Below are 21,802 nucleotides of genomic sequence, written 5' to 3'. Positions count from 1 at the left end.
CGGCCGCGCGGGGCTGTGCGGCCGGCGTGGGCCGGACGGCGGGCTCGGGCACGAAGCCCATCTCGGTCTCGTCGGGCTCGAACTCCACCGCCTCGTCGAAGCGCGGCGGCTGCACGATGCGCGGGCCGCGCGAGGCCGGCGCGCGGCCGGCTTCGGCTTCCTCGGCCGCGCGCAGCGCCTCGCGCAGGCGCGCTTCGGGCGCGGGCGGCATCAGAGGGGCGTCGCGGTCCCAGTCGCGATGGGCGAACGGATCGTCGCGCAGGCGGCGTGCCTCGGCGATGTCGCCGATCTTGCGGCCGAGCGCCGAGCGGGCGGAATAAAGCCAGTGGCCGGCCGCGCCCGCCAGGAGCTGCATCGCGCCTTCGCGCTCGTCGTCGTGGCGGCCGCGCGCCGCCCCATGGCCGCGCGGATGCATCTCGGCCTCGTACTCGTCCGACAGGCGGGCCACGAGACCCGCGCCGTTCAACACGCACCAGACGGCCGGCAGCGCAAAGACGACCGCCAGCACGATGCCGAGCGAGCCCTGCGGATAGGTGCCCGTGGCGAGCGCCGGGATTTTCAGAACGAGATCACCGACCACACCGCCCAGACCAATCGGCAGCGGCCAGCTCGCGGGCGAGGGAAGGCTGCCCAGCGCGGCGCTGGCCAGCGCCATGCCCGCCAGCGCCCACCAAGCGCGCGCGCCCGAGCGCCCGACCCGGCGGCCGAGCAGCAGCAGCACGCCCCGCGCGGTCAGAAGCACCGGCAAGAGCACGGCGGCGAGGCCGAAAAGCTGCATCCCGAGATCGGCGATCATCGCGCCGGAGTGGCCCGCGAGATTCTGCACCGCGTGGTCGTTGGAATAGCTCAGCGACGGGTCGTCCACCGTCCAGCTCGCGAAGGACAGGGCAAGCCAGATGGACGCCGCGACCAGCGCCAAGCCCAACACCACCTGCGCCGGGCGGCCCAGCCGGCCAGCGCCCTCTTCCCGTGCTTCGATCGATGCCATCGCCATGCCCTTGAGCCCTGAAGTCGGCGGGAAAGCTCCCGCATGTGCCCCGTGCCACGCCTCGAAGGGCCGCCCCGCCCTGCCCTCTCGCACAGGCGGGAAGCGGCCCGCCGTCGAAGACGCAGCCTTTTGCGCCAAGGTAAAGAAAGCTGGTTAAAGCGCATTTAACCCTCATTCGACGGATCATCAGTCTCTCTGCCGAGCGCCTTGCCCCCGCCTCTGCCGCCAGCGTGATGGAACCGCGAGGGGCGTGCGCGACATAAGGAGGCAGGCGCGCCGAGCGGCGCGATGAAGATCAGCAAAGGAGCGAGAGAGCATGGAGATCAGGCACGAGGATCGCGGCCGGGGCGGCGTGTTCGCGGCGGGCGAAGGAGACGACCGGGCCGAGCTGACCTATTCGCCGGCCGGCATCCAGAATTCGCTGGTGTTCGACCACACCTATGTTCCCGAGCATCTGCGGGGCCAGGGCATCGCCGAGAAGCTGGTGGACCATGCCGTCGCCTATGCCCGCGAACAGGGCATGAGCGTGGTGCCGGCCTGCTCCTATGTCCGCTCGCTGTTCCAGCGCCACCCTGAGCGCTACGGCGATGTCGCCACGCGCGAGGACGAGCCCTTCGGACGCATCTGACAGCGCATGAAAAAAGGCAGGCGGATCGCTCCGCCTGCCCTTCGTGTCGAGAATCCGGACCGGGAGACCCGGCCGTTTTTAGGCGTGGTAGGCCGCCTCGCCATGCGAGGTGAGGTCGAGGCCCTCACGCTCGGCTTCCACGGTCGGACGCAGGCCGATGACGACATCGACGATCTTATAGAGGATCGCGGAGACGATGCCGCCATAGACCACGGTGATGAGCACCGCGACGATCTGGCTGTAGACCTGGGAGCCCATGGTGACGCCCTCGAGGTAGCCACCGCCGCCGAGCGAGGTGGAGGCGAAAATGCCGGTGCCGATGGCGCCGACGATGCCGCCCACGCCATGGATGCCGAAGACGTCGAGCGAGTCGTCATAGCCGAACTTCGGCTTCACCACGGCCACGAAGAAGTAGCAGAGGGCCGATGCGATCGCGCCGAGGAAGATGGCGCCGATCGGGCCGACCGCACCCGCTGCCGGCGTCACAGCGACGAGGCCGGCGATGATGCCCGACACGGCACCGAGCATCGAGGCCTTGCCGCGCAGGATGGCTTCGATCAGCACCCAGGCGACCGTCGCGCCGGCGGTTGCGGTGAAGGTGTTGATCATGGCGAGCGCCGCGCCGCCATTGGCTTCGAGGTTGGAGCCGGCGTTGAAGCCGAACCAGCCGACGAAGAGGATCGAGGCGCCGACCATGGTCAGCGTCATCGAGTGGGGAGCCATGTTGTCACGGCCGAGGCCCGTGCGCTTGCCCACGATGAAGGCGCCGACCAGCGCCGCGATGCCGGCATTGATGTGAACCACCGTGCCGCCCGCGAAGTCGAGCGCGGCGACGCCGCCAGCATGCTTGCCAAGGAAGATCAGACCGTTGGCGTCCCAGACCATGTGGGCGATCGGGAAGTAGACGATCGTGACCCAGAGGATCGAGAAAAGCACGACCGCGCCGAACTTGATGCGCTCGGCGAAGGCGCCGACGATCAGCGCCGGCGTGATGCAGGCGAAGGTCATCTGGAAGGCGATGAACACGTATTCGGGGATCACGATGCCCTTGGTGAAGGTCGCCGACATCGTGTCCTTGGTGATCCCGGCCAGGAGGAGCTTGCCCGTGCCGCCCCAGAAGGCGCTGGTGGAGCCGCCGAAGGCGAAGGAATAGCCGTAGGTGACGTAGATGATCATGACGACCGCGGCGATCGTCACGGTCTGCATCAAGACAGAGAGCATGTTCTTGGCGCGCACGAGGCCGCCGTAGAACAGGCCGAGGCCCGGCAGGATCATGAACAGAACGAGGACGGTGGATATCATCATCCAGGCGACGTCGCCCTTGTCCATGACTTCGGCCGCAACGGCGGCGGCAGCCGCCGGCACCTGTTCAGGCGCGGGCGCGACGCCGGTGTCCTGCGCGAAGGCTGCGACCGTCGAGAGGCCCGACAGGGCCAGGGTCGCAAGGGAGGTCTTCAGAAAACGCATGTTCGTACCGTATCCCCTCAGAGCGCGTTCGAGTCGGTTTCGCCGGTGCGGATGCGGACCGCCTGCTCGATGCCGTAGACGAAAATCTTGCCGTCGCCGATCTGGCCGGTCTTGGCGGCCGAGGCGATGACATCCACGGCGCGATCCACCATGTCGGAGGGAACGGCGACTTCGATCTTCAGCTTCGGCAGGAAGCTCACGGCATATTCGGTGCCGCGATAGATTTCGGTATGGCCCTTCTGGCGGCCATAGCCCTTCACCTCGGTAACGGTCAGACCCTGGATGCCGACGGCGGTGAGCGCTTCGCGCACCTCGTCCAGCTTGAATGGCTTGATGATCGCCATCACGATTTTCATGAGCACCTCGAACCTGGAGGGAACGAACGCGCCGGACGACACGTTCGACCTTGAAACACGGCCCATGCCGACGAGAGCCGGATGGGGACGAGTTCTCCCTATTCAAGATGCGTGCCAATTGAGCGACAGATCGATTTCGGCCGCATTTGTGCGGTGCGAAAGCGCTTTCTGCCCTTCGGATGGTCAGCGGTAGCGTTGAAGAATTCGGAACGCCGCCGCTTTTTTAGACATGTGAGTATTCTTTAATCCATTCGACGCGGACGGATCAGCCCTTCCTGCGCCACCGAGGCGACGAGTATGCCATCGCGCGAAAAGAGCGAGCCGCGCGTCAGCCCGCGCCCGCCCGAGGAGGAGGGACTGTCCTGCGTGTAGAGATGCCAGTCGCTGACCCGCAGCGGCCGGTGAAACCACATGGCATGGTCGAGGCTGGCGGCTTGGATACGCTCGTCGAAGATCGAGAGCCCGTGAGCGAAGAGCGAGGTGTCGAGCAGCGTCATATCGGAGAGATAGGCCATGACGGCGGCGTTCAGGGCCGGGTCGTCGCCGATATCGGCCGTCACCCGCACCCAGATGTGCTGCTCGGGCGGCAGTTTCTCGCGCTTGAAGTAGTGATCGGTCGAGACGGGACGAAACTCCACCGCGCGCGGCCGCATCCAGTAGCGCCGAACCGGCTCGGGCGCGCGGGCCAGAATGTCCTCGCCCAGACTCTCGCCCGACGGCAGGTCTTCCGGCCCCGGCAGCGCGGGCATGGAAATCTGATGGTCGAGCCCCTCTTCCTTCACCTGGAACGAGGCCGAAAGCGTGAAGATAGCCTGCCCATGCTGGATCGCCGTGACGAGGCGGGTGGAGAAGGAGCCGCCATCGCGCAGGCGGTCCACCTCGTAGATCACGGGCACGCGCGGATCGCCCGGGCGCATGAAGTAGCCATGCAGCGAGTGAACCTGCCGCTCGGCCGGCGCGGTGCGCTGGGCCGCGACCAGCGCCTGCGCAATGACTTGGCCCCCGAAGATGCGCTGCCAGCCATTGGCGGGGCTGATGCCGCGAAACAGGTTCTCTTCCAGCGTTTCGAGGTCCAGCGTTTCCACCAGCTTGGCCACCAGATCGTTCATGGAACCTCCCTTCCTAGCGCACCGTCTCGCCACCCATGAGCCGGTGCGGCGTGGGGAGATGTAGCAGACTTGGGCGAAGGGAGAACCGGGCGGGGTTGCGCTCAACCGAGCGCGGCTTCCACGCCGCCGCCGCGCGACTTGGCGCGGTAGGAGGCCGCGTCCGCCCTGCGCAACATATCGTCCAGTCGCACGCTGGCGGCGGGGGCGGCGGCATAACCGTGGCTCACGCGCATCGTGACGGTGCGCCCGGTCAGATCGTAGGGCTGCATCAGATGGTCGGTCAGGCGCATGGCGAAGCACTCCGCCTCATCGGCGCCGCCGAGCCCGGTCTGGATGATGGCAAACTCGTCCCCGCCCAGGCGCACGGCGATGTCGTACTCTCCGATCAGGCGTTTGACGCGCCCCGCCAAGGCCCGCAGAAGCGCGTCGCCCGTGTCATGGCCGAACCGATCGTTGATCGACTTGAACTCGTCCAAGTCGAAACAATGCACGGCCATCCACCCTTCGGCCCTGCCGGGTGGGAGCGTGCGCAGGTCTTGAAGCGCGAGGCGATTGCCGAGGCCGGTCAGTGCGTCGGTTCGCGCCAGGCGCGTCATGGTGATGCGCGATTCGATCTCCTGCACGGACACGTCGTAGATATGCCGGATGCTTTCGAAGCTGCCGCACAGGAAGACAAGAAGGATCAGACCCAACAGCCTGTCGGCCCCACTGCCGAAGACGAGCGTCGAAATGGCGGGTGGAAGGGCAGCGATCACCACGGCGGCGATGGCCAACCGCGGCCGGATGAAAAGCCGCATGGCGACGCCCGAGCAATAGCCGAAGACGAGAGCCGTTCCCAGTACGTGAAGTCCCGCATCGAGGCGCGCGAAAAGCCCTGCCGACAGGCCGCCGACCGATGAGGCGACGAGGCAGGTCGTCACGGTATGGACCAACTCCCATAGGCGTGCCTCCTCCACGCTCGGAACGGCCTGCCGCAGCCGGAGCTGATGCGCCACGAGCACGACGAGCTTGGCCAGGGATGCGGCCATGCCGACGAGCGTTGCGCCCAGAATGGCTGGAGAGCCCACTTGAAGATAGGCGAAAATGCCGACAGCGACGATCGTCGCCCCCATGATAGTGCTGGGTAAAAGGCTGAAAGCCAACCCGGATACGAGCGTCTTGTAGGTTTCGTCCATCTCCTGCTGGAAGAGCCTGCGAGCGCGAATGGGTTCGGAACCCGCCGTCAAACTCGCCTCCCCAAGACGGCAGCCCGATGGGTGCCAGGACTCCAAAATGTAACCTTGAGTTGCGAAACCCATGGAAGATCCGACCTTGGAGCCGGACGCCGATGCCAAGGGCTCGAACACCCGATATACCGACCCGACACATAGCGATCGGATCGTCCAGATTTCCGCAAGGTCATGCTGCCTTTCTTGCCGTTCGCAGTCACAGCCACCTGAAAAGCTTGCTGGGTCATAGCGAAATCTGATCCCGGAAGAGCGACGATATGCCGCCCCTATATCACCCAGAATAATGGATATTTCCGTAGCCGGCGATACAAGCTTCGTTCGTCGATGAAATTTTTCACTCGGATACGTTGAAATCTCTTTCAGGAACGAGCGCAACGGATGATCCCGGACGTTCCGCATCCCGCCCGCCTCATTCTTCCGAAAACAACGAAGAGATGGCTTTTTGTCTTCAGCACGCTCTTCCGGGGGCTTCGCGACGGATAACGGAACGCCGCCTTGAACGCGCAAGGCGTCACACCACCCTTGTCCCCATGCCGCGTGACGCTCTAGATCAACGCGCAAGGGACCTGCCGCCACGAAGGGTCGGTCCCGTCCCGAACCGGAGTCCGAGCCATGTCCGACCCTCGCCGTGAGACCCTGCCCGAGCGCGCCGACATCGTGGTGGCCGGTGCGGGCTATGTCGGACTCGGAACCGCGGTCGCGATTCGTCAGGCCGCGCCCGAGCTTTCGGTGGTGCTGGTGGACGCCGCGCCCGAAGGCGTCTGGGAGCGGGACGGACGCGCCTCGGCCATCGCGGCAGCCGCCATCCGCATGTTGACGCGCCTCGGCGTCTGGGACGCGATCCGGCCGGAAGCTGAAGCGATCCGCGAGATGATCGTTACGGATTCACGCACCAACGATCCCGTGCGCCCGGTCTTCCTGACCTTCGGCGGCGAGGCCGAGCCGGGCGAGCCCTTCGCCCATATGGTGCCCAATGTCGCGCTGAACGGCGCCCTGCGCGCCCGGGCGGCCGAGCTTGGCATTCCCATTCGCTCGGGCGCGGCCGTCACCGGACTTCAGGTCGGCCCCTCCAGCGTCACGGTGGAGACCGGCGCGGGCGCGATCGAGGCGCGGCTTCTGGTCGCCGCCGACGGCGTGCGCTCCGCCATCCGCGACATGGCGGGCATTCGCACCGTCCACACCGACTATGGCCAGAGCGGCATCGTCGTGACGGTTCAACACGAGCGCCCCCACGAGGGCCGCGCCGAGGAGCACTTCCTGCCCGCCGGCCCCTTCGCCATCCTGCCGCTCAAGAACAACCGCTCCTCGCTGGTCTGGACCGAGTCCACGGCCGAGGCCGAGCGCCTGCTGCGTGCCGACGAGATGGTGTTCGAACTGGAGCTGGAACAGCGCTTCGGTCTCAAGCTCGGCTCGCTCACGGTCGAAGGCAAGCCCCGCGCCTTTCCGCTGGGGCTGACGCTGGCGCGCGACTTCGTGAAGCCGCGCATCGCGCTGGCAGGCGACGCCGCCCACGGCATTCACCCGATCGCAGGCCAGGGGCTCAATCTCGGCTTCAAGGACGTGGCGGCCCTGGCCGAGACGGTGGTGGAGGCCGCGCGCCTCGGGCTCGACATCGGCGCGCTCGACACGTTGCAGCGCTACGAGCGCTGGCGCCGCTTCGACACCGTGCAGATGGGCGTCACGACCGATGTTCTGAACCGGCTCTTTTCCAACGACAATCCGATGCTGCGGGCGGCGCGCTCCTTCGGCCTGTCGCTTGTGGATCGCGCGCCCTTCGCCAAGCGCTATTTCATCGAGCAGGCGTCCGGCCTCAGCGCCTCGACGCCCCGGCTCCTGCGCGGCGAGCCGGTCTGACGGGCTCGGCTGGACGCAGAGCGCATTCATTGCGCATCCCTGTGCCGGAAGAGCAAAAACATCCGCTTGAACCGCACCGAAGGAAATCCTCTTCGGCGCAACGTGGCTGGCATTGGATTATTTAGAACGATAACAAGCGAGCCGCGACACCTCTTCGGGTGTCGGGAGGTGTCTTCGTGGCTGCCGTGCAACCGGCGGCCGGGAAGGCCGGCAGAAAAGGACCATCGGGAATGGCGAGCGACGTCAAGGCGGGTGCGAAGACCAAGGGGCCCAAGCTCCCCGTCATCATGAGCGCCAACGACCTCTTGGACGGCGACGTTGTGTTCCTGACCCGCGAGGGCTGGAGCCTCGACCCCAAGGCCGCGCTGGTCGCCGATGATGCCGAGACGGTCGCCTTTATGGAAGAAGAGGGCGCCAAGGGCTTCAAGAGCAACCGGGTCGTCGATCCCTATCTGGTCGAGGTCACGCTCGACCCGAACGGGCTGCCGCTCGCCACGCATTTTCGCGAGGCGATCCGCCAGAAAGGTCCGAGCATTCTGCCGAAATACGGAAAGCAGGCTGAATTTTAAGCGTTTCGGGATGGGGAGCCTCTGAGCGCTTCCGCCACCCACCGGGCGCCCGCAAGAGCGCCGGAACCGATCGAGGACGACAGGCATGTATCGGTACGACGAATTCGATGAGCGCTTCGTGCGCGAGCGCGTCCAGCAGTTTCGCCATCAGGTGGAGCGCCGGCTCGACGGCTCGCTCTCGGACGACGAGTTCAAGCCGCTGCGCCTCAAGAACGGACTCTATCTCCAGCTTCACGCCTATATGCTGCGCGTCGCCGTGCCCTATGGCACGCTGAACTCCAAGCAGATGCGCCAGTTGGCCCTGATCGCCGAGAAATACGACAAGGGCTACGCGCATTTCACCACGCGCCAGAACCTTCAGTACAATTGGCCGAAGCTGCGCGATGTCCCCGACATCATGGACCTTCTGGCCGATGTCGAGATGCACTGCATCCAGACCTCGGGCAATTGCATCCGCAACGTCACGGCGGACCAGTTCGCCGGCGTCGCGGCCGACGAGGTGGAAGACCCGCGCCCGACCGGCGAGTTGATCCGCCAATGGTCGAGCCTGCACCCCGAATTTTCCTGGCTGCCGCGCAAGTTCAAGATCGCCGTGACCGGCGCCGAGCATGACCGCGCCGCGATCAAGGTTCACGATATCGGCCTGCGCATTCTGCGCCACTCCGAGACGAACGAGATCGGCTACGAAGTCGTCGTGGGCGGCGGTCTCGGCCGCACGCCGATGGTCGGCAAGGTGATCCGCGACTTCCTGCCCAAGCCCGAACTGCTCGCCTATCTCGAGGCGATCATGCGCGTCTACAACGCGGAAGGCCGGCGCGACAACAAGTACAAGGCGCGCGTGAAGATCCTCGTCCACGAGATCGGCACGGACGAGTTCAAGGCCCGCGTCGAGCACGAATACGCGCAGTTGAACGGGCCGACGATCAACGCCCCCGCCGGGGAAGTGGAGCGCATCGCGCGCTATTTCGCGGCCCCCGCCTACGAGACGCTGCCCGAGACCTCTTCGGTGCTGGATGCCGCCCGTGCGGCCGACCCCGAACTCGACCGTTTCGTGGAGCAGAACGGCTTTGCCCATCGCCAGCCCGGCTATGTCGCGCTGACGGTTTCGCTGAAGCCGATCGGCGGCGTGCCGGGCGACATGAGCGATAAGGAAATGCGCGCCTTCGCCGACATTGCCGAACGCTACTCGTTCGACGAATTCCGCGTCACGCATGTGCAGAACCTCGTTCTGCCGCATGTGAAGAAGGATGACGTGCCGGCGGTCTATGCCGCGCTGAAGGCGGCGGGGCTCGCCACCGCCAATGCCGGTCTCGTTACCGACATCATCGCCTGCCCCGGCCTCGACTATTGCGCGCTGGCGACCGCCCGCTCGATCCCGATCGCGCAGGACATTTCCAATCTTTATGCCGACGAGGCCAAGCAGAAGGACGTGGGTCCGCTCCAGATCAAGATCTCGGGCTGCATCAACGCCTGCGGCCATCACCATGTCGGCCATATCGGCATTCTCGGCCTCGAAAAGTCGGGCCGCGAGAACTACCAGATCACGGTGGGCGGCGACGCTTCCGAACACGCGGCGCTGGGTGAGCGCGTCGGGCCGGGCATCGACGCCGAGCAGGTGCCGGGCGCGATCGAGGCGCTGGTCGGCGTCTACATGAGCGAACGGCAGGCCGGCGAAACCTTCATCGACACGGTAAAGCGCGCCGGACTGGAGCCCTTCAAGCAGGGCTTCACCGCCTATGTCGCGGGCAGCAACGCGGCCAACGCTTCGGTGGAAGGAGCGCACGCATGAGCCTTCTCGTCACCCCCGCCGGAGAGAAGACCGACGAGTTCACTGTTATCGAGGACATGGCCGATCTGTCCTTGAGCGAAGGCGCGGTTCTCGTGCCGCTCACCGTCGTCGACCAGGCCATCGCCGACCGGCGCAACGCGCCCTTGGGTCTGGCGGTCGCGGGCGACACGCCGGTCTGCGCCGTCGAGCCCTATTTCGGGCAGGTGGAGATGATCTCGGTGCGCTTTCCGTCCTTCTCGGACGGGCGCGGTTTCTCGCTTGCCAAGCGCCTGCGCCGCGCGGGCTTTTCCGGCACGCTGCGCGCCAGTGGCCCGCTGATCGCCGATCAGTTCGCCGAGGCGCTGGCCTGCGGCTTCGATGAAGTCTGGCTGCCGGACCAGATGGCCGAGCGCCAGCCTGTTGACCAGTGGATGAAGGCCAAGGACATCGTCCGCGACCATTACCAAACCGGCTATGGCGAGGATCAGAGCATCCTGCAGAAGCGCCTCGCCGCCCGCGCGGGAGAGGCCGCATGAGCGCCGAGCTCGCGCAGGACCTCAACGACAGCTTCGCGGGCCTCAAGCCCGCCGAGCGGCTGCGCCTTTTGACGGAGCGCCTGCCCGGCCGCATCGTCTTCACCACCTCGCTCGGCATCGAAGACCAGATGCTCACCCATCTGATCTTCCGCGAGAAGCTGGCGATCGATGTCGTGACGCTCGACACCGGCCGCCTGTTTCCCGAGACCTATGCTCTCTGGCAGCAGACGGAAGAAACCTATGGCCGGCGCATCAAGGCCAAGTATCCGCAGGCCGAAGCTCTCGAAGCGCTGATCGACGATCAGGGCATCAACGGCTTCTATTTCGCGCCCGAAATGCGCAAAGCCTGCTGCGGCGTGCGCAAGGTGGAGCCGCTCGGCCGCGCCTTGGCAGGCGCGTCGGGCTGGATCACGGGCCTGCGCCGCGACCAGTCGGCCAATCGCGAGCGGCTCGACTTCGTGTCCTTCGACGGCGCGCGCGGCCTGATCAAGGCCAACCCGCTCTTCGACTGGACGCGCGAGGAAATCCGGGTCTTCACCGTGGATAACGCCGTTCCGGTGAACCCGCTGCACGATCAGGGCTTCCTCTCCATAGGATGCGCCCCCTGCACCCGCGCCATCCGCCCCGGCGAGGTCGAGCGGGCGGGTCGCTGGTGGTGGGAAGAGGAAACCAAGCGCGAATGCGGCCTGCATGTGGACGAGGCCGGCCAGCCCGTGCGGGCCGAGGATGGCCGCCCCGCCCCTGGCGACAGCGCTTTCGAGACAATTCCCTCCTGACTGGCCTGTCCTGATCGGCTGCGTCTGACAGGCCCTGCCTGACTGGACCGCGCCGACCTATCCCCCTTCTCAGCCGCGCCCGCGCTTGCCGGGCGTCAAAGGTCCCCTGCCATGAAGCACATGACCCATCTCCAGAGCCTCGAGGCGGAGTCGATCTACATCATCCGCGAAGTGGCGGCGACGGCCGAGAACCCGGTGATGCTCTTCTCCATCGGCAAGGATTCGATGGTCATGCTGCATCTGGCGCGCAAGGCCTTCGCGCCGGGCAAGCTGCCCTTCCCGCTGCTCCATGTCGACACGACCTGGAAGTTCCGCGAGATGATCGAGTTTCGCGACCGCATCGCGCGCGAATGGGATCTCGATCTCATCGTCCACACGAACGAAGAGGGCCTGAAGGCCGGCATCAACCCGTTCGATTCCGGCTCGCGCCTTCACACCGACGTGATGAAGACCGAAGGGCTGAAGCAGGCGCTCGGCAAGTACAAGTTCGACGCGGCCTTCGGCGGCGCGCGGCGCGACGAAGAGAAGAGCCGCGCCAAGGAGCGCGTCTTCTCGCTGCGCTCGGCCGAGCATCGCTGGGAGCCCAAGAACCAGCGCCCCGAGCCCTGGCACCTCTTCAACACCCGCAAACGCCAGGGCGAAAGCTTCCGCGTCTTCCCCCTGTCCAATTGGACGGAGGCGGATGTCTGGGACTATATCGCGCTGGAAGATATTCCCGTCGTGCCGCTCTACTTCGCCAAGCATCGTCCCGTGGTCTCGCGTGACGGCACGCTGATCATGCGCGATGACGAGCGCATGAAGCTGAATGAGGGCGAGGCGACATCGGACGAGCTGGTGCGCTTCCGCACGCTCGGCTGCTACCCGCTGACGGGCGCGGTGCGCTCCACCGCCACCACGCTGCCCGAGATCATCGCCGAGATGCGCGCCTCCCGCTCCTCCGAGCGCGAGGGCCGCGTGATCGACCGCGACGGCGGCGCCTCCATGGAAGAAAAGAAGCAGGAAGGGTATTTCTGATGTCCGCAGCACGCCCTTCCTCCGCAGAAGCCGACGCAACTTTGGACAATGTGACCAACGGCACCGCGCTGGCCGAGGACCAGACCTTTGCCGGCCCGGCGCCTGACGAGGCCCCGCTCGACCCGACGCTCGGTGCGGTGAAGCAGGCCGACCTGCGCGCGCAAGCCGCCGCCGTGGCCGCGGCCGGGGCCAAGGCCTCGCTCCTGCGCTTCATCACCTGCGGCTCGGTGGACGACGGAAAGTCCACGCTGATCGGCCGACTTCTGTTCGACACCAATTCCGTCTTCGACGACCAGATGGAAGCGCTGCAGCGCGACTCCAAGAAGTTCGGCACCACGGGCAGCGATCTCGACTTCGCGCTTCTGGTGGACGGTCTCTCGGCCGAGCGCGAGCAGGGCATCACGATCGACGTCGCCTATCGTTACTTCAATACCAAGAACCGCGCCTTCATCATCGCCGACACGCCGGGGCACGAGCAGTACACGCGCAACATGGCGACCGGCGCGAGCCAGGCCGAACTCGCCATCATCCTCGTGGACGCGCGCAAGGGCATCCTGCCCCAGACGCGGCGGCACTCCTTCATCACCTCCATGGTCGGCATCAAGTCCGTCATCGTGGCGGTGAACAAGATGGATCTGGTGGAGTTCGACGAGAGCGTCTTCAACGAGATCGTGAAGGGCTATCAGGCGCTCCTGCCCCATCTCGGTTTCACGGATGTCCGCTACATCCCGCTCTCGGCCAAGAACGGCGACAATCTCGCCGAGCGCTCCGCCCATACGCCCTGGTACAAGGGGCCGACGCTGCTCGAAACGCTGGAAGTCGTGGAGCCGCAGACCTTCGCGGCCGGCTCGCCGCATTTCCGCCTGCCGGTACAATGGGTGAACCGCCCCAATCTCGACTTCCGCGGCTTTTGCGGGACGGTGGCGGGCGGGCGCATCTCGCAGGGTGACGCCGTCCTGTCGCTGCCAAGCCGCAAGCGCTCCACCGTCAAGGCCGTCTATGGGCCGAACGGGCAGGTCGAAAGCGCCGAGGACGGCGAGGCGATCACGCTGACGCTGGCCGACGAGATCGACGCCTCGCGCGGCGACGTACTGGTCAAGGTCGGCGACCCGATCGCCGCGCACCGCATTCTCCATGCCGAAATCCTCTGGATGGTGGATCGGCCGCTGATCGCGGGCGGGCGCTTCGTCGCCAAGCTTTCGACCGCGCAGACGCCGGTCAACGTGCGCTCGCTGGACGAGGCGGTCGATATCCATTCCTACCAGCCGCGCCATGCCAACGCCCTTCTCATGAACGAGATCGGCCGCGTCACGCTGCAGTTCGACAAGCCGCCGGTGGCGACGCTCTATTCGGAAAGCCGCGAGCTGGGCGCCTTCATCCTGATCGACCCGCTGACCAACGAGACGGTGGCGCTCGGCATCGTGACCGGCCTGCCGCGCGAAGGGGAGGCCCCGGCCGCGAGTGCGTCGCGTTCCGGCGCGGCCTCCGCACCGGCCGCAGCCGCACCGGCCGCGCCGCGCACGCGCTTCGAGCAGGTGAAGGCGGAATGGCTCGGCCCCGCGCTCAGCGCCGACCCGGAGCGGGCGCGCGGCGTCACGATCTTCCGCGCCATGGCGGCCATCCTGATCGGTCTCATCGCGCTGCTCTTGGGCTTGGCGCTGTGGAAGGCGATCATTCTCGGCGCGCTCGACTTCGCGCTGCGCCCGCTTCTGCGCCGGCTCATGGTGCCGGCCGAAACCGAAGTGGTGGTGGTGGACCCCAGCACCGTGCGCGACGGCGAGGGCATCTGATGCGCGCGGCCTGCCCGACCTGCGCGGACGCGCCCTGCGAGACGCCGGCCCTTCGCGCCCGCGCCGAGCGCGTCGCCGCCTGGCGCCGCCCGCGCCCGATCCTGGAGGCGGCGATGCTCGCCGCCTCGTTTATCCTCTGCGCCGCCGTCGTGCTCGGCGGCGTGATCTGACATCGGGAGCGGCATGGAGTTCGGTGCTGCCTCCGCCTTAAGGTGACGTTGAGGCCCGAAAACTCCTGGAAAGGCTTGGGTCTGCCTAAAGACCCAGCGCGCTGAGCCCGGGATGATCGTCCGGTCGTCGCCCGAGCGGCCAATGGAACTTGCGCTCCCCGGCTGCGATCCGCACATCATTGATCGAGGCATGGCGATGGGACATCAGCCCCGCCGCGTCGAACTGCCAGTTTTCGTTGCCATGCGAGCGGTACCACTGATCGCTGTCGTCGCGCCATTCATAGACGAAGCGCACGGCGATACGCGCATCCGCCTGAGCCCACACCTCTTTGATCAGCCGATAATCCAGTTCGCGATGCCATTTGCGGGTCAGGAAAGCGACGATCGCCTCGCGTCCGGTGATGAATTCGGCGCGGTTCCGCCAATGGCTGTCGATCGTATAGGCGAGGGACACCCGCTCGGGATCGCGGCTGTTCCAGGCATCCTCCGCCAGGCGAGCCTTCTGGACGGCGTCGTCGAAGCTGAACGGCGGCAGGGGCGGACGGGACATGCACGGACCTTTCCAAAACGATCGGCCTGTGGTCGGCCGATGGGAGCGCAGGAACGTCTCCTGAAACCTCCGGGAAAGGCTTGGCGGATCGCTCCGACCGCCCCACCCGATTGTGTCCGGCTCAATCGAGTTCGCGCGCTTCCGATGGCAGCATGATCGGAATGCCGTTGCGGATGGGATAGGCGAGGCGCGCGGCGCGCGAGACCAGCTCGTTGCGGTCCGCGTCGTAGCTCAGGACCGTCTTGGTCAGAGGGCAGACCAGGAGTTCTAGGAGCTTAGGATCGGGGCGGCCCTTGCGCTCGGTATCGTCGACCATGCGGATCTCTTTTCGGTTTGGCTGCGCGCCGCGTGTAAGTCAGGGCAGCCATAAGCCGGCCCGTCTCCCGCTGAATAGACCTCTGCGCACGCCCTGCCAAGAAAGGCCCCACCCTCCCGCCGTGTCCGGCGCGCGCTATTGGAGGATGGGCGTCCCGTTGCCGTCGTCGCTGTTCTCACGAGCCAGCGAGATTTCGGTGATGGCGACCAGCGTTTCGGCGCGGGTCTTGAGATCGGGCGCTTCCAGAAGCGCCTGCTTTTCCGCCGCACCATAGGGCGACATCATCGACAGCGCGTTCACTAGTGTCTCATTGGAGGCCTTGGAGACACTCTCCCAATCGGCTTCCAGCTGGTTGGCTTCGAGATAGGAGCGGAACGCCTTCAGAAGCGCGTCGCGGTCCACCACCTCCTCGCCCTCGCCCGGCGAGAGATCGGCGGTGAAGGCGCAGACGCGGCAAAGGCGATAGGGCTCGTCGCTTTCCAGTTCGTCCAGAACGCGGAAGCGCGCAATGCCCTGAAGGTTGAGGAGATAGCGCCCGTCGCCCGTTTCGGTCAGCGAGGTGATGCGCCCGAAGCAGCCCACGGCGCAAAGCTCGGGCTCGCCGGACTCTTGAACCGCGCCGTCGAGGCGCGGCTGAATCATGCCGATGACGCGCGCGCCGGACATGGCATCGTCGATCAGCGCGAGATAGCGCGGCTCGAAAATGTTGAGCGGCATCTGCCCGCCCGGCAGCAGAAGCGCGCCGGACAAGGGAAACACCGCCACCGTTTCCGGCAGATCGGCATCCGAGCTATAGGTCACGTTGCCGGCTTGCACCAAGGTTCTTCTCCGGTTCATCCCGCGCAATTGGCGCAGTGGGGCGCAAACTCAAGGTCCATGCGACGGCCTCACCCGTCGGACGGCCGCCTCGCCGTCCGCCTCAGCGGAAGAGAAGCGAGGACAAGCGCCGACGGCCTTCCTTCGTCGCCGGGTCCATCGGGCCCCAGGCGTCGAAGAATTCGAGGAGCTTGCGCCGCGCGCCATCGTCCGCGAAGGTCCGGTCGCGCTTGATGATCTCCAGAAGATGGCCGGCCGCGACATCCCGCTGGCCTTTGGCCTGTGCGATCAGCGCCAGATCGAAGCGCGCCTGATGGTCGTCCGGATTGCCTTCGAGCCGCGCCTGAAGCTCGGCCTGATCGCCGAGCCCCGCGAGTTCCTCGGCGAGCTTCAGCTTGGTCTTGACGGAAGCGAAGGCGGGGTCGTTCAGGATCTCCGGCGGCAGCTGATCGACCACGGCCTGCGCTCGGTCGGGATGGCCCGCCGCGATATAGCATTCGGCAAGGCCGGCCGCCGCCTTGGCGTTTTCGGGATCGTGCTGAAGCACGGCCGAGAAGATCTGAGCGGCATTGCCCGCATCGCCCGCCGCCAGAAGCTCGGTGCCCTGCGTGATCGCCTCTTCCAGCGGATCGCCCTCCGCGCCCGGCCCGCCCATCTTCACCAGCCGATCCACGAAGGCCTTCACCTCGCTCTCGGGCAGCGCGCCCATGAAGCCGTCCACCGGCTGGCCGTTGACGAAGGCAAAGACCGCCGGGATGGACTGCACGCCGAGCTGGCCCGCGATCGAAGGATGCTCGTCGATATTCATCTTCACGAGCTTCACCCGGCCCTTGGCCGCCTGAACCACCCGCTCGATGACGGGCGTCAGCTGCTTGCAGGGGCCGCACCAGGGCGCCCAGAAATCCACGAGAACCGGCTGGTTGCGCGACTCGCGAATGACGTCGGCGGAAAAATTCGCCGTGGTCGTGTCCTTCACGAGGTCGCCACCGGCCGAAGCGCCGCTAGGCGCCGGTGCGGCGCCGGCGGCGGAGCGCGGCGAAACGCTTTGACGGCCGAAGCCCATAAGTCCCGAAGCGTAGGGATTGTCGCTCATGAGGTCTGTCCGCTCGCAAGGTCGGCCGCGTCCGCTTCAAGGCGCACGATCAGAGGATCGTGCCGCACCGCCGCGAACAGGGCGAAGAGATGTTCCCGCGAGATAGAGGTCGTCCCGCGGTTCGTCAGGGGGTGGCAGTTCAGAATATCGTGCGCCATCAGGCGCTCATCAAGGACGAGCGTGACCACGCCTTCCCCGTCATTGGCAATGCCGAAGGCCGTCACCGAGCCGGGCTCGACGCCGAGCCGCTCGCGCATCTGCTCGGGCGAACCGAAGGACAGCCGCCCCTGCGCGCCGATGCGCGTGTGCAGCGTCTTGAGGTCCACATTCGTGTCCTCCTGCGCGACCACCAGAAACAGGCGGCTCTTCTTGTCTTTCAGGAACAGGTTCTTGGTGTGAGCGCCGGGGATCGTGCCGCGCAGCGCCTGCGATTCGTCCACCGTATAGACCGGCTCGTGCGCCACCGTGCGCGAGCGCAGGCCCAGCACCTCGAAACGCTCCGCCAGCTCGGGCGCAAGCTCCTGCAGGATATCGTCCCGCTCGGGAAAATCCGCGCTCGCCGCGCCCTGCCCCTCACCCGCCTGCCCGACCATGGATGCTCTCCGTGCCGTCTCGTCCTCTCCTTCGCTGGTGCCACCGCCGGTCGTGCCCCGTCAAGCCGGCGGGCCTCGCGAAGACGAGACATGTCCGACGCAAACCGGGCAGGCGATTCGACCCTTCCCAGCGCGGTCGAACAGCGAGCCGCGCCGAGCAGGGGGACCACCTCCCGTCGCAAGTCCCTGTCCACGAACGCGTTTTCAAGCATTGCGACGCTTCTGCAATTTTCTCCTTGCCAAACCGAGGGCCATCCTTCATAAGCCGCTCATCCGCAGCGGCCCACCGGGCAGCGACGGAACGACAGAGCGGGCGGGCGTAGCTCAGGGGTAGAGCACAACCTTGCCAAGGTTGGGGTCGTGGGTTCGAATCCCATCGCCCGCTCCAGTCTCTCTAAAATCAAATCAAATCCTTCAGACAAGACGCAAGCTCTATGGTTTGTATTGCGCGTGATGATGGCGCAGTCCGCCATGCCATTACGCCCGGCTCCACGCGTCTCTCGCGGGGCGTAGAGTTTTCGCGGATGGTAGTCGTGAATGGCGCGACGCCCGATCAGGGTGTTGACCTTTTAGGGCGCGGCTCGTCGCGAAGGCCGGCGTGCAGGTAGCCTTCCATTCCGCAGACGAGACCTCACGAACCACAGGCGGCTCAAGGCCGGGTCCCAAACGCCCGCCGCAGAACGCGCGCCCTCACCAAAAATCATTGCAATTGCCCGGCAATCCGGGGCTGATGGCCTCGCCTTTGAATCGCAAGCCGGAACATTGCCGATGGACGCCGCCGCCCTCGCCCCTCATGCCCATCAGGTTCTCTCCGAAGCCGAGATCGCCGGCCTGCCGAATCGCTACCGGGGCAAGGTACGCGACAATTACGACCTGCCGGGCAACAGGCGCATTCTCATCACCACCGACCGGATCAGCGCCTTCGACCGGCCGCTGGCCAGCATTCCCTTCAAGGGGCAGGTGCTGACGCAGATCGCCCGCTACTGGTTCGAGCAGACGGCGTCGATCTGCCCCAACCACGTTCTCGCCTATCCCGACCCCAATGTCGTGGTTGGCCGTCGCCTCGACATTCTGCCGGTGGAGATCGTGGTGCGCGGCTATCTGGCCGGGACGACATCGACCTCCATCCTGACGCGCTACCGCGCCGGCGAGCGCGAGATGTACGGGCACCGCCTGCCCGAGGGCCTGCGCCCCAACGAAAAGCTGCCCCAGCCCATCATCACCCCGACCACCAAAGCGATGGATGGCGGCCATGACGAGCCCTTGAGCGAGGCGGAGATCATCGAGGGCGGCATCCTGTCCGCCGAGGATTGGCGCACGGTTTCGCAAGCCGCGCTGGCGCTCTTCGCGAGGGGGCAGGCTGTGGCGGCCGAACGGGGCCTGATCCTGGCGGATACGAAATACGAGTTCGGCCGCGATGCGGACGGGCGCATCGTTCTGGCCGACGAGGTTCATACGCCCGATTCCAGCCGCTACTGGTTTGCCCAAAGCTATGCCGAGCGCTTTGCGGCAGGGGCAGCGCCCGAAAGCTTCGACAAGGACTTCATCCGCAATTGGGTGGTGGCGCGCTGCGACCCCTATCGCGATCCGATCCCGGAAATTCCGGCCGATGTCGTTCTGGAAGCGGCGGCCGTCTATATCCGGGCCTACGAGATCATCACCGGCCAGACGTTCGTTTTGCCCGATGCGACAGAAGTTCCGCTGGAGCGCATCCAGCGCAACCTCGCGGCCTATCTGGAGACGGGCACCAACTGAGGCTTTAGGATAAGACCTCCGGCGCGGCTCCGCGATCAGCGCGCCGACCCGGCTCGGGCGCATCGCCGCAAAGGCTTACGGGCGATGTCGCCTCGGGGAGTTCGGCGGCCAGCGCGTCGAGCGCCAAGCGAACGCGCAGCGGCAGATGTGCCGTCTGCGGCCAAAGGGCGTGCGTGTCGAAGACATGCGAGGGCAGGTCTTCCAGCACGGTGACGAGCCGACCCGCCAGAAGCTCCGGCCGGATCAGCCAGCAGGGCAGCCAGGCCAGCCCATGCCCGGCCACCGCCGCATCCCGGATCACGCCGAGATCGTCGAAGCGCAGGCGGCTCGGCGGGGTGGTCTCGGTCGCCGGCCTAGCTTCGCCTGGAAAACGCCAGCCGAGAACACGGCCCGCGCGCCCATAGAGAATGGCATGATGCCGCTCCAGATCGGCCAGAACCCTCGGCGCACCCATCGCTTCGAGATAGGAGGGCGCGGCGCAGACCCGCATATGCTGATGCGCCACCCGGCGCACCATGAGGCCGGGCCAGGGCTGAAGCGGCCCGTTGCGCAGCACGAGATCGAAACCGTCCTCCAGAAGATCGACCAGCCGGTCGCTGAAGTTCAGATCGAGCTCCAGCCGGGGATGCGCGCTGGCGAGGCGTATCAGCACCGGCGCCACGCATTGGCGCCCGAAAAGCACCGGCATCGACACGCGCAGGCGACCGGACACCTCCTGTCGCCCGGCATCCAGCATGGCGCGGCCGGCCTGCAACTCGCCCAGCCCTCGCCGGCAATGATCGAAAAAGACCTGGCCATCCTCGGTCAGAGCGATCGTGCGCGTCGTGCGATGCAGGAGCTTCGCCCCCAGCCGTGCTTCGAGGCGCGCCACCGCCTTACCGACCGCCGAGCGCGACAGGTTGAGCCGGGCCGCCGCCGGCGCGAAGCCACCGGCTTCCACGGCTGCGACAAAGAGCGGAATGTCCGCCAGCATCTCGCCTTGCTCGATCATTGTCGCCTCTCAAGCACCGATCCTGCGCCGATCTATCGCCACCGAAGACACGAGATCAACGCTAGCTTCGCGCGATCTCGAACCCTTTGGAGACGACGTCATGACGATGAAGCGCTGGGAGATGACGGGCTATGGCCGCGAGGCCCTTCGCCTAGTGGAGGTGGAGCGCCCGCAGCCGGGGCCGGGCGAGGTTCTGGTGAAGGTCGAGGCCGCGTCGCTGAACTATCGCGACACGCTGATCATCGAGAACGGCATGGGGATGCCGCTCGCCTTTCCGCTGGTGCCGGGCTCCGATCTCGCGGGCACGGTGGTGGGTCTGGGCGCGGGCGTCACGCGCTTTGGCGAGGGCGACCGCGTTCTGTCCACCTTCTTTCCGGGCTGGATCGACGGGCGCGCGCCGGGCAATGCGAAAGTGCTGGACGGGCGCGCGCTCGGCGGCTCCTATCCCGGCGTGCTGACGGAATATGTCGCCCTGCCGGCCGACTGGCTGGTGGCCGCGCCGGGCAGTCTCGATCTCGCGGAGGCCAGCACGCTCCCCTGCGCCGGCCTCACCGCCTGGTTCGCGCTGACGGAAGCCGGATCGCTGGAGGCCGGCGACACGGTTCTGGTGCAGGGCACGGGCGGCGTCGCCCTGTTCGCGCTCCAGATCGCCAAGGCGCGCGGCGCGCGCGTTGTCGTGACCTCCGGCAGCCCCGACAAGCTGGAACGAGCATTGGCGCTCGGCGCGGATGATGGCATCGACCGCACGCAGGAGGACTGGGTGGAGGCGGTTCACCGCCTCACAAACGATCGGGGGATCGACCATATTCTGGAACTCGTGGGCGGGCCACATCTCGGCCGCTCGCTGGAGGCCGTCGCGGTGGGCGGACGGATTTCCGTCATCGGCGTGTTCGAGGGGTTCGATCTCTCGGGAAGCGCAGGTCTGCTGCTGACGAAGAACGCCACGATCCAAGGCATCCGCGTCGGCCATCGCCGCGCCTTGGAGGATCTGGTGCGGTCGGTGGACGAGACCGGGCTGAAGCCCGTCATCGACAGACGCTACGGTTTGGCCGATCTTCCGGCGGCGCTCGACCATCTCCAGCGCGGCCCCTTCGGCAAGATCGTGGTGGAGATGAACTAGACCGGATCGCTCAAGCAGAGGGCGGTGGCCTTGGCCCTGCCCTCATTCTCGCCAGAGCCGGAGAGAGTCATCGTTGCACCGTTGTCTTCGACGCCGCGGCAGCTCCCGCCAGCCTTATGTCCAAAGGCGACAGGCCCCGCGTTCCACGTTCAAGCACTGTGCGATTGGCTGCGTCCACATAGACACCGCCGAAGTCCAAACGGCCGAAGGCAAATTCTACCTCTATTCGGCGGGGAAACTTTCTTGAAAGCCTCCATCTCGAACTTGTTCTGCGCATAAGGACGCGGGCGCGCCGACAACGAAATGGGGAACTC

Annotated in this window: 22 protein-coding genes, 1 tRNA gene and 1 pseudogene; 13 read left to right on the top strand and 11 right to left on the bottom strand. The window is 66.4% G+C overall.

Annotated features, from left to right (window positions below; translation table 11 throughout):
• Positions 1-988: DNA translocase FtsK 4TM domain-containing protein (locus AUL36_RS20745; RefSeq protein ID WP_244497186.1), on the bottom strand; the 988-nt coding region annotated here is incomplete at its 3' end.
• A gap of 316 nt (positions 989-1,304) precedes the next feature.
• Here AUL36_RS20745 and AUL36_RS20740 point away from each other — a divergent pair.
• Positions 1,305-1,616 (top strand): GNAT family N-acetyltransferase, encoded by a 312-nt coding sequence (locus AUL36_RS20740; protein ID WP_062223862.1) that lies wholly within the window; start codon positions 1,305-1,307, stop codon positions 1,614-1,616.
• Positions 1,617-1,694: 78 nt separating this feature from the next.
• On the opposite strand, the gene AUL36_RS20735 is transcribed toward AUL36_RS20740, so the two are convergent.
• The 4 genes from AUL36_RS20735 to AUL36_RS20720 form a co-directional block, all read right to left on the bottom strand.
• The gene (locus tag AUL36_RS20735) at positions 1,695-3,083 is read right to left on the bottom strand and encodes an ammonium transporter (protein ID WP_062223860.1); all 1,389 of its coding nucleotides are present in this window, start codon (positions 3,081-3,083) and stop codon (positions 1,695-1,697) included.
• A 17-nt stretch (positions 3,084-3,100) separates the two neighbouring features.
• A complete protein-coding gene (locus AUL36_RS20730) occupies positions 3,101-3,439 on the bottom strand; it encodes a P-II family nitrogen regulator (RefSeq protein ID WP_062223871.1) in 339 nt (112 codons plus the stop codon).
• A 242-nt stretch (positions 3,440-3,681) separates the two neighbouring features.
• Positions 3,682-4,548 (bottom strand): acyl-CoA thioesterase II, encoded by an 867-nt coding sequence (gene tesB / locus AUL36_RS20725; protein ID WP_062223858.1) that lies wholly within the window; start codon positions 4,546-4,548, stop codon positions 3,682-3,684.
• A gap of 101 nt (positions 4,549-4,649) precedes the next feature.
• Positions 4,650-5,774, bottom strand: a complete 1,125-nt coding sequence (locus AUL36_RS20720) for a GGDEF domain-containing protein (protein WP_062223856.1) — start codon at positions 5,772-5,774, stop codon at positions 4,650-4,652.
• A gap of 615 nt (positions 5,775-6,389) precedes the next feature.
• Between AUL36_RS20720 and AUL36_RS20715 the strand changes: the two genes are divergently transcribed.
• From AUL36_RS20715 to AUL36_RS23995, 8 genes are all read left to right on the top strand, one after another.
• Complete coding sequence (locus AUL36_RS20715) at positions 6,390-7,631, top strand: ubiquinone biosynthesis hydroxylase (protein ID WP_062223854.1); 1,242 nt, start codon at positions 6,390-6,392, stop codon at positions 7,629-7,631.
• 230 nt (positions 7,632-7,861) lie between these two features.
• Positions 7,862-8,200 (top strand): DUF2849 domain-containing protein, encoded by a 339-nt coding sequence (locus AUL36_RS20710; protein WP_062223852.1) that lies wholly within the window; start codon positions 7,862-7,864, stop codon positions 8,198-8,200.
• 85 nt (positions 8,201-8,285) lie between these two features.
• Complete coding sequence (locus AUL36_RS20705) at positions 8,286-9,989, top strand: nitrite/sulfite reductase (protein ID WP_062223849.1); 1,704 nt, start codon at positions 8,286-8,288, stop codon at positions 9,987-9,989.
• Positions 9,986-10,504 (top strand): DUF934 domain-containing protein, encoded by a 519-nt coding sequence (locus AUL36_RS20700; protein WP_062223847.1) that lies wholly within the window; start codon positions 9,986-9,988, stop codon positions 10,502-10,504. Before AUL36_RS20705 ends, AUL36_RS20700 begins: the two co-directional genes overlap by 4 nt.
• Positions 10,501-11,280, top strand: a complete 780-nt coding sequence (locus AUL36_RS20695; RefSeq protein WP_062223845.1) for a phosphoadenylyl-sulfate reductase — start codon at positions 10,501-10,503, stop codon at positions 11,278-11,280. Before AUL36_RS20700 ends, AUL36_RS20695 begins: the two co-directional genes overlap by 4 nt.
• A gap of 42 nt (positions 11,281-11,322) precedes the next feature.
• Positions 11,323-12,294, top strand: a complete 972-nt coding sequence (gene cysD, locus AUL36_RS20690) for a sulfate adenylyltransferase subunit CysD (RefSeq protein ID WP_202814775.1) — start codon at positions 11,323-11,325, stop codon at positions 12,292-12,294.
• Positions 12,294-14,084 (top strand): sulfate adenylyltransferase subunit CysN, encoded by a 1,791-nt coding sequence (gene cysN, locus AUL36_RS20685; protein WP_062223843.1) that lies wholly within the window; start codon positions 12,294-12,296, stop codon positions 14,082-14,084. Before cysD ends, cysN begins: the two co-directional genes overlap by 1 nt.
• Positions 14,084-14,254: a hypothetical protein gene (locus AUL36_RS23995; protein ID WP_156418508.1), complete on the top strand. Its 171-nt coding sequence runs from the start codon at positions 14,084-14,086 to the stop codon at positions 14,252-14,254. Before cysN ends, AUL36_RS23995 begins: the two co-directional genes overlap by 1 nt.
• Positions 14,255-14,339: 85 nt before the next feature.
• Here AUL36_RS23995 and AUL36_RS20680 read toward each other — a convergent pair whose 3' ends face one another.
• From AUL36_RS20680 to AUL36_RS20660, 5 genes are all read right to left on the bottom strand, one after another.
• Entirely contained in the window at positions 14,340-14,804 is a 465-nt protein-coding gene (locus tag AUL36_RS20680) for a nuclear transport factor 2 family protein (RefSeq protein WP_062223841.1), read from the bottom strand.
• Positions 14,805-14,925: 121 nt separating this feature from the next.
• On the bottom strand, positions 14,926-15,120 hold the full coding sequence (locus AUL36_RS20675; RefSeq protein ID WP_062223839.1) for a Trm112 family protein: 195 nt from the start codon (positions 15,118-15,120) through the stop codon (positions 14,926-14,928).
• Positions 15,121-15,255: 135 nt separating this feature from the next.
• Positions 15,256-15,936 carry an LON peptidase substrate-binding domain-containing protein gene (locus AUL36_RS20670; RefSeq protein WP_062223869.1) on the bottom strand — a complete coding sequence of 227 codons (681 nt, stop codon included), beginning with the start codon at positions 15,934-15,936 and terminating at the stop codon, positions 15,256-15,258.
• A 103-nt stretch (positions 15,937-16,039) separates the two neighbouring features.
• Entirely contained in the window at positions 16,040-17,029 is a 990-nt protein-coding gene (gene trxA, locus AUL36_RS20665) for a thioredoxin (protein ID WP_062223837.1), read from the bottom strand.
• Positions 17,026-17,622: a prolyl-tRNA synthetase associated domain-containing protein gene (locus AUL36_RS20660; protein WP_082655980.1), complete on the bottom strand. Its 597-nt coding sequence runs from the start codon at positions 17,620-17,622 to the stop codon at positions 17,026-17,028. The genes trxA and AUL36_RS20660 overlap by 4 nt, the downstream gene beginning before the upstream one ends.
• A 313-nt stretch (positions 17,623-17,935) precedes the next feature.
• On the opposite strand from AUL36_RS20660, the gene AUL36_RS20655 reads away from it, so the two are divergent.
• Together AUL36_RS20655 and AUL36_RS20650 are read left to right on the top strand one after the other, a co-directional pair.
• Positions 17,936-18,010: transfer RNA gene (locus AUL36_RS20655), tRNA-Gly, on the top strand.
• A gap of 380 nt (positions 18,011-18,390) precedes the next feature.
• On the top strand, positions 18,391-19,377 hold the full coding sequence (locus AUL36_RS20650) for a phosphoribosylaminoimidazolesuccinocarboxamide synthase (protein ID WP_062223835.1): 987 nt from the start codon (positions 18,391-18,393) through the stop codon (positions 19,375-19,377).
• A gap of 4 nt (positions 19,378-19,381) precedes the next feature.
• On the opposite strand, the gene AUL36_RS20645 is transcribed toward AUL36_RS20650, so the two are convergent.
• Entirely contained in the window at positions 19,382-20,368 is a 987-nt protein-coding gene (locus tag AUL36_RS20645) for a LysR family transcriptional regulator (protein WP_082655979.1), read from the bottom strand.
• Positions 20,369-20,474: 106 nt separating this feature from the next.
• Here AUL36_RS20645 and AUL36_RS20640 point away from each other — a divergent pair, with 106 nt between their 5' ends.
• Positions 20,475-21,488 carry a zinc-dependent alcohol dehydrogenase family protein gene (locus AUL36_RS20640; RefSeq protein WP_082655982.1) on the top strand — a complete coding sequence of 338 codons (1,014 nt, stop codon included), beginning with the start codon at positions 20,475-20,477 and terminating at the stop codon, positions 21,486-21,488.
• A 67-nt stretch (positions 21,489-21,555) separates the two neighbouring features.
• Positions 21,556-21,720 (top strand): annotated as a pseudogene (locus AUL36_RS25070) (IS481 family transposase); the annotation flags it as partial.
• Between the last annotated feature and the right edge of the window lie 82 nt (positions 21,721-21,802).

This window comes from Aureimonas sp. D3 (genome assembly GCF_001463805.1).
Taxonomy (GTDB): Bacteria; Pseudomonadota; Alphaproteobacteria; order Rhizobiales; family Rhizobiaceae; genus Aureimonas; species Aureimonas ureilytica_A.
The sequence above is the reverse complement of the archived record's forward strand: the minus strand, read 5'-3'. Positions and strand labels throughout refer to the sequence as shown.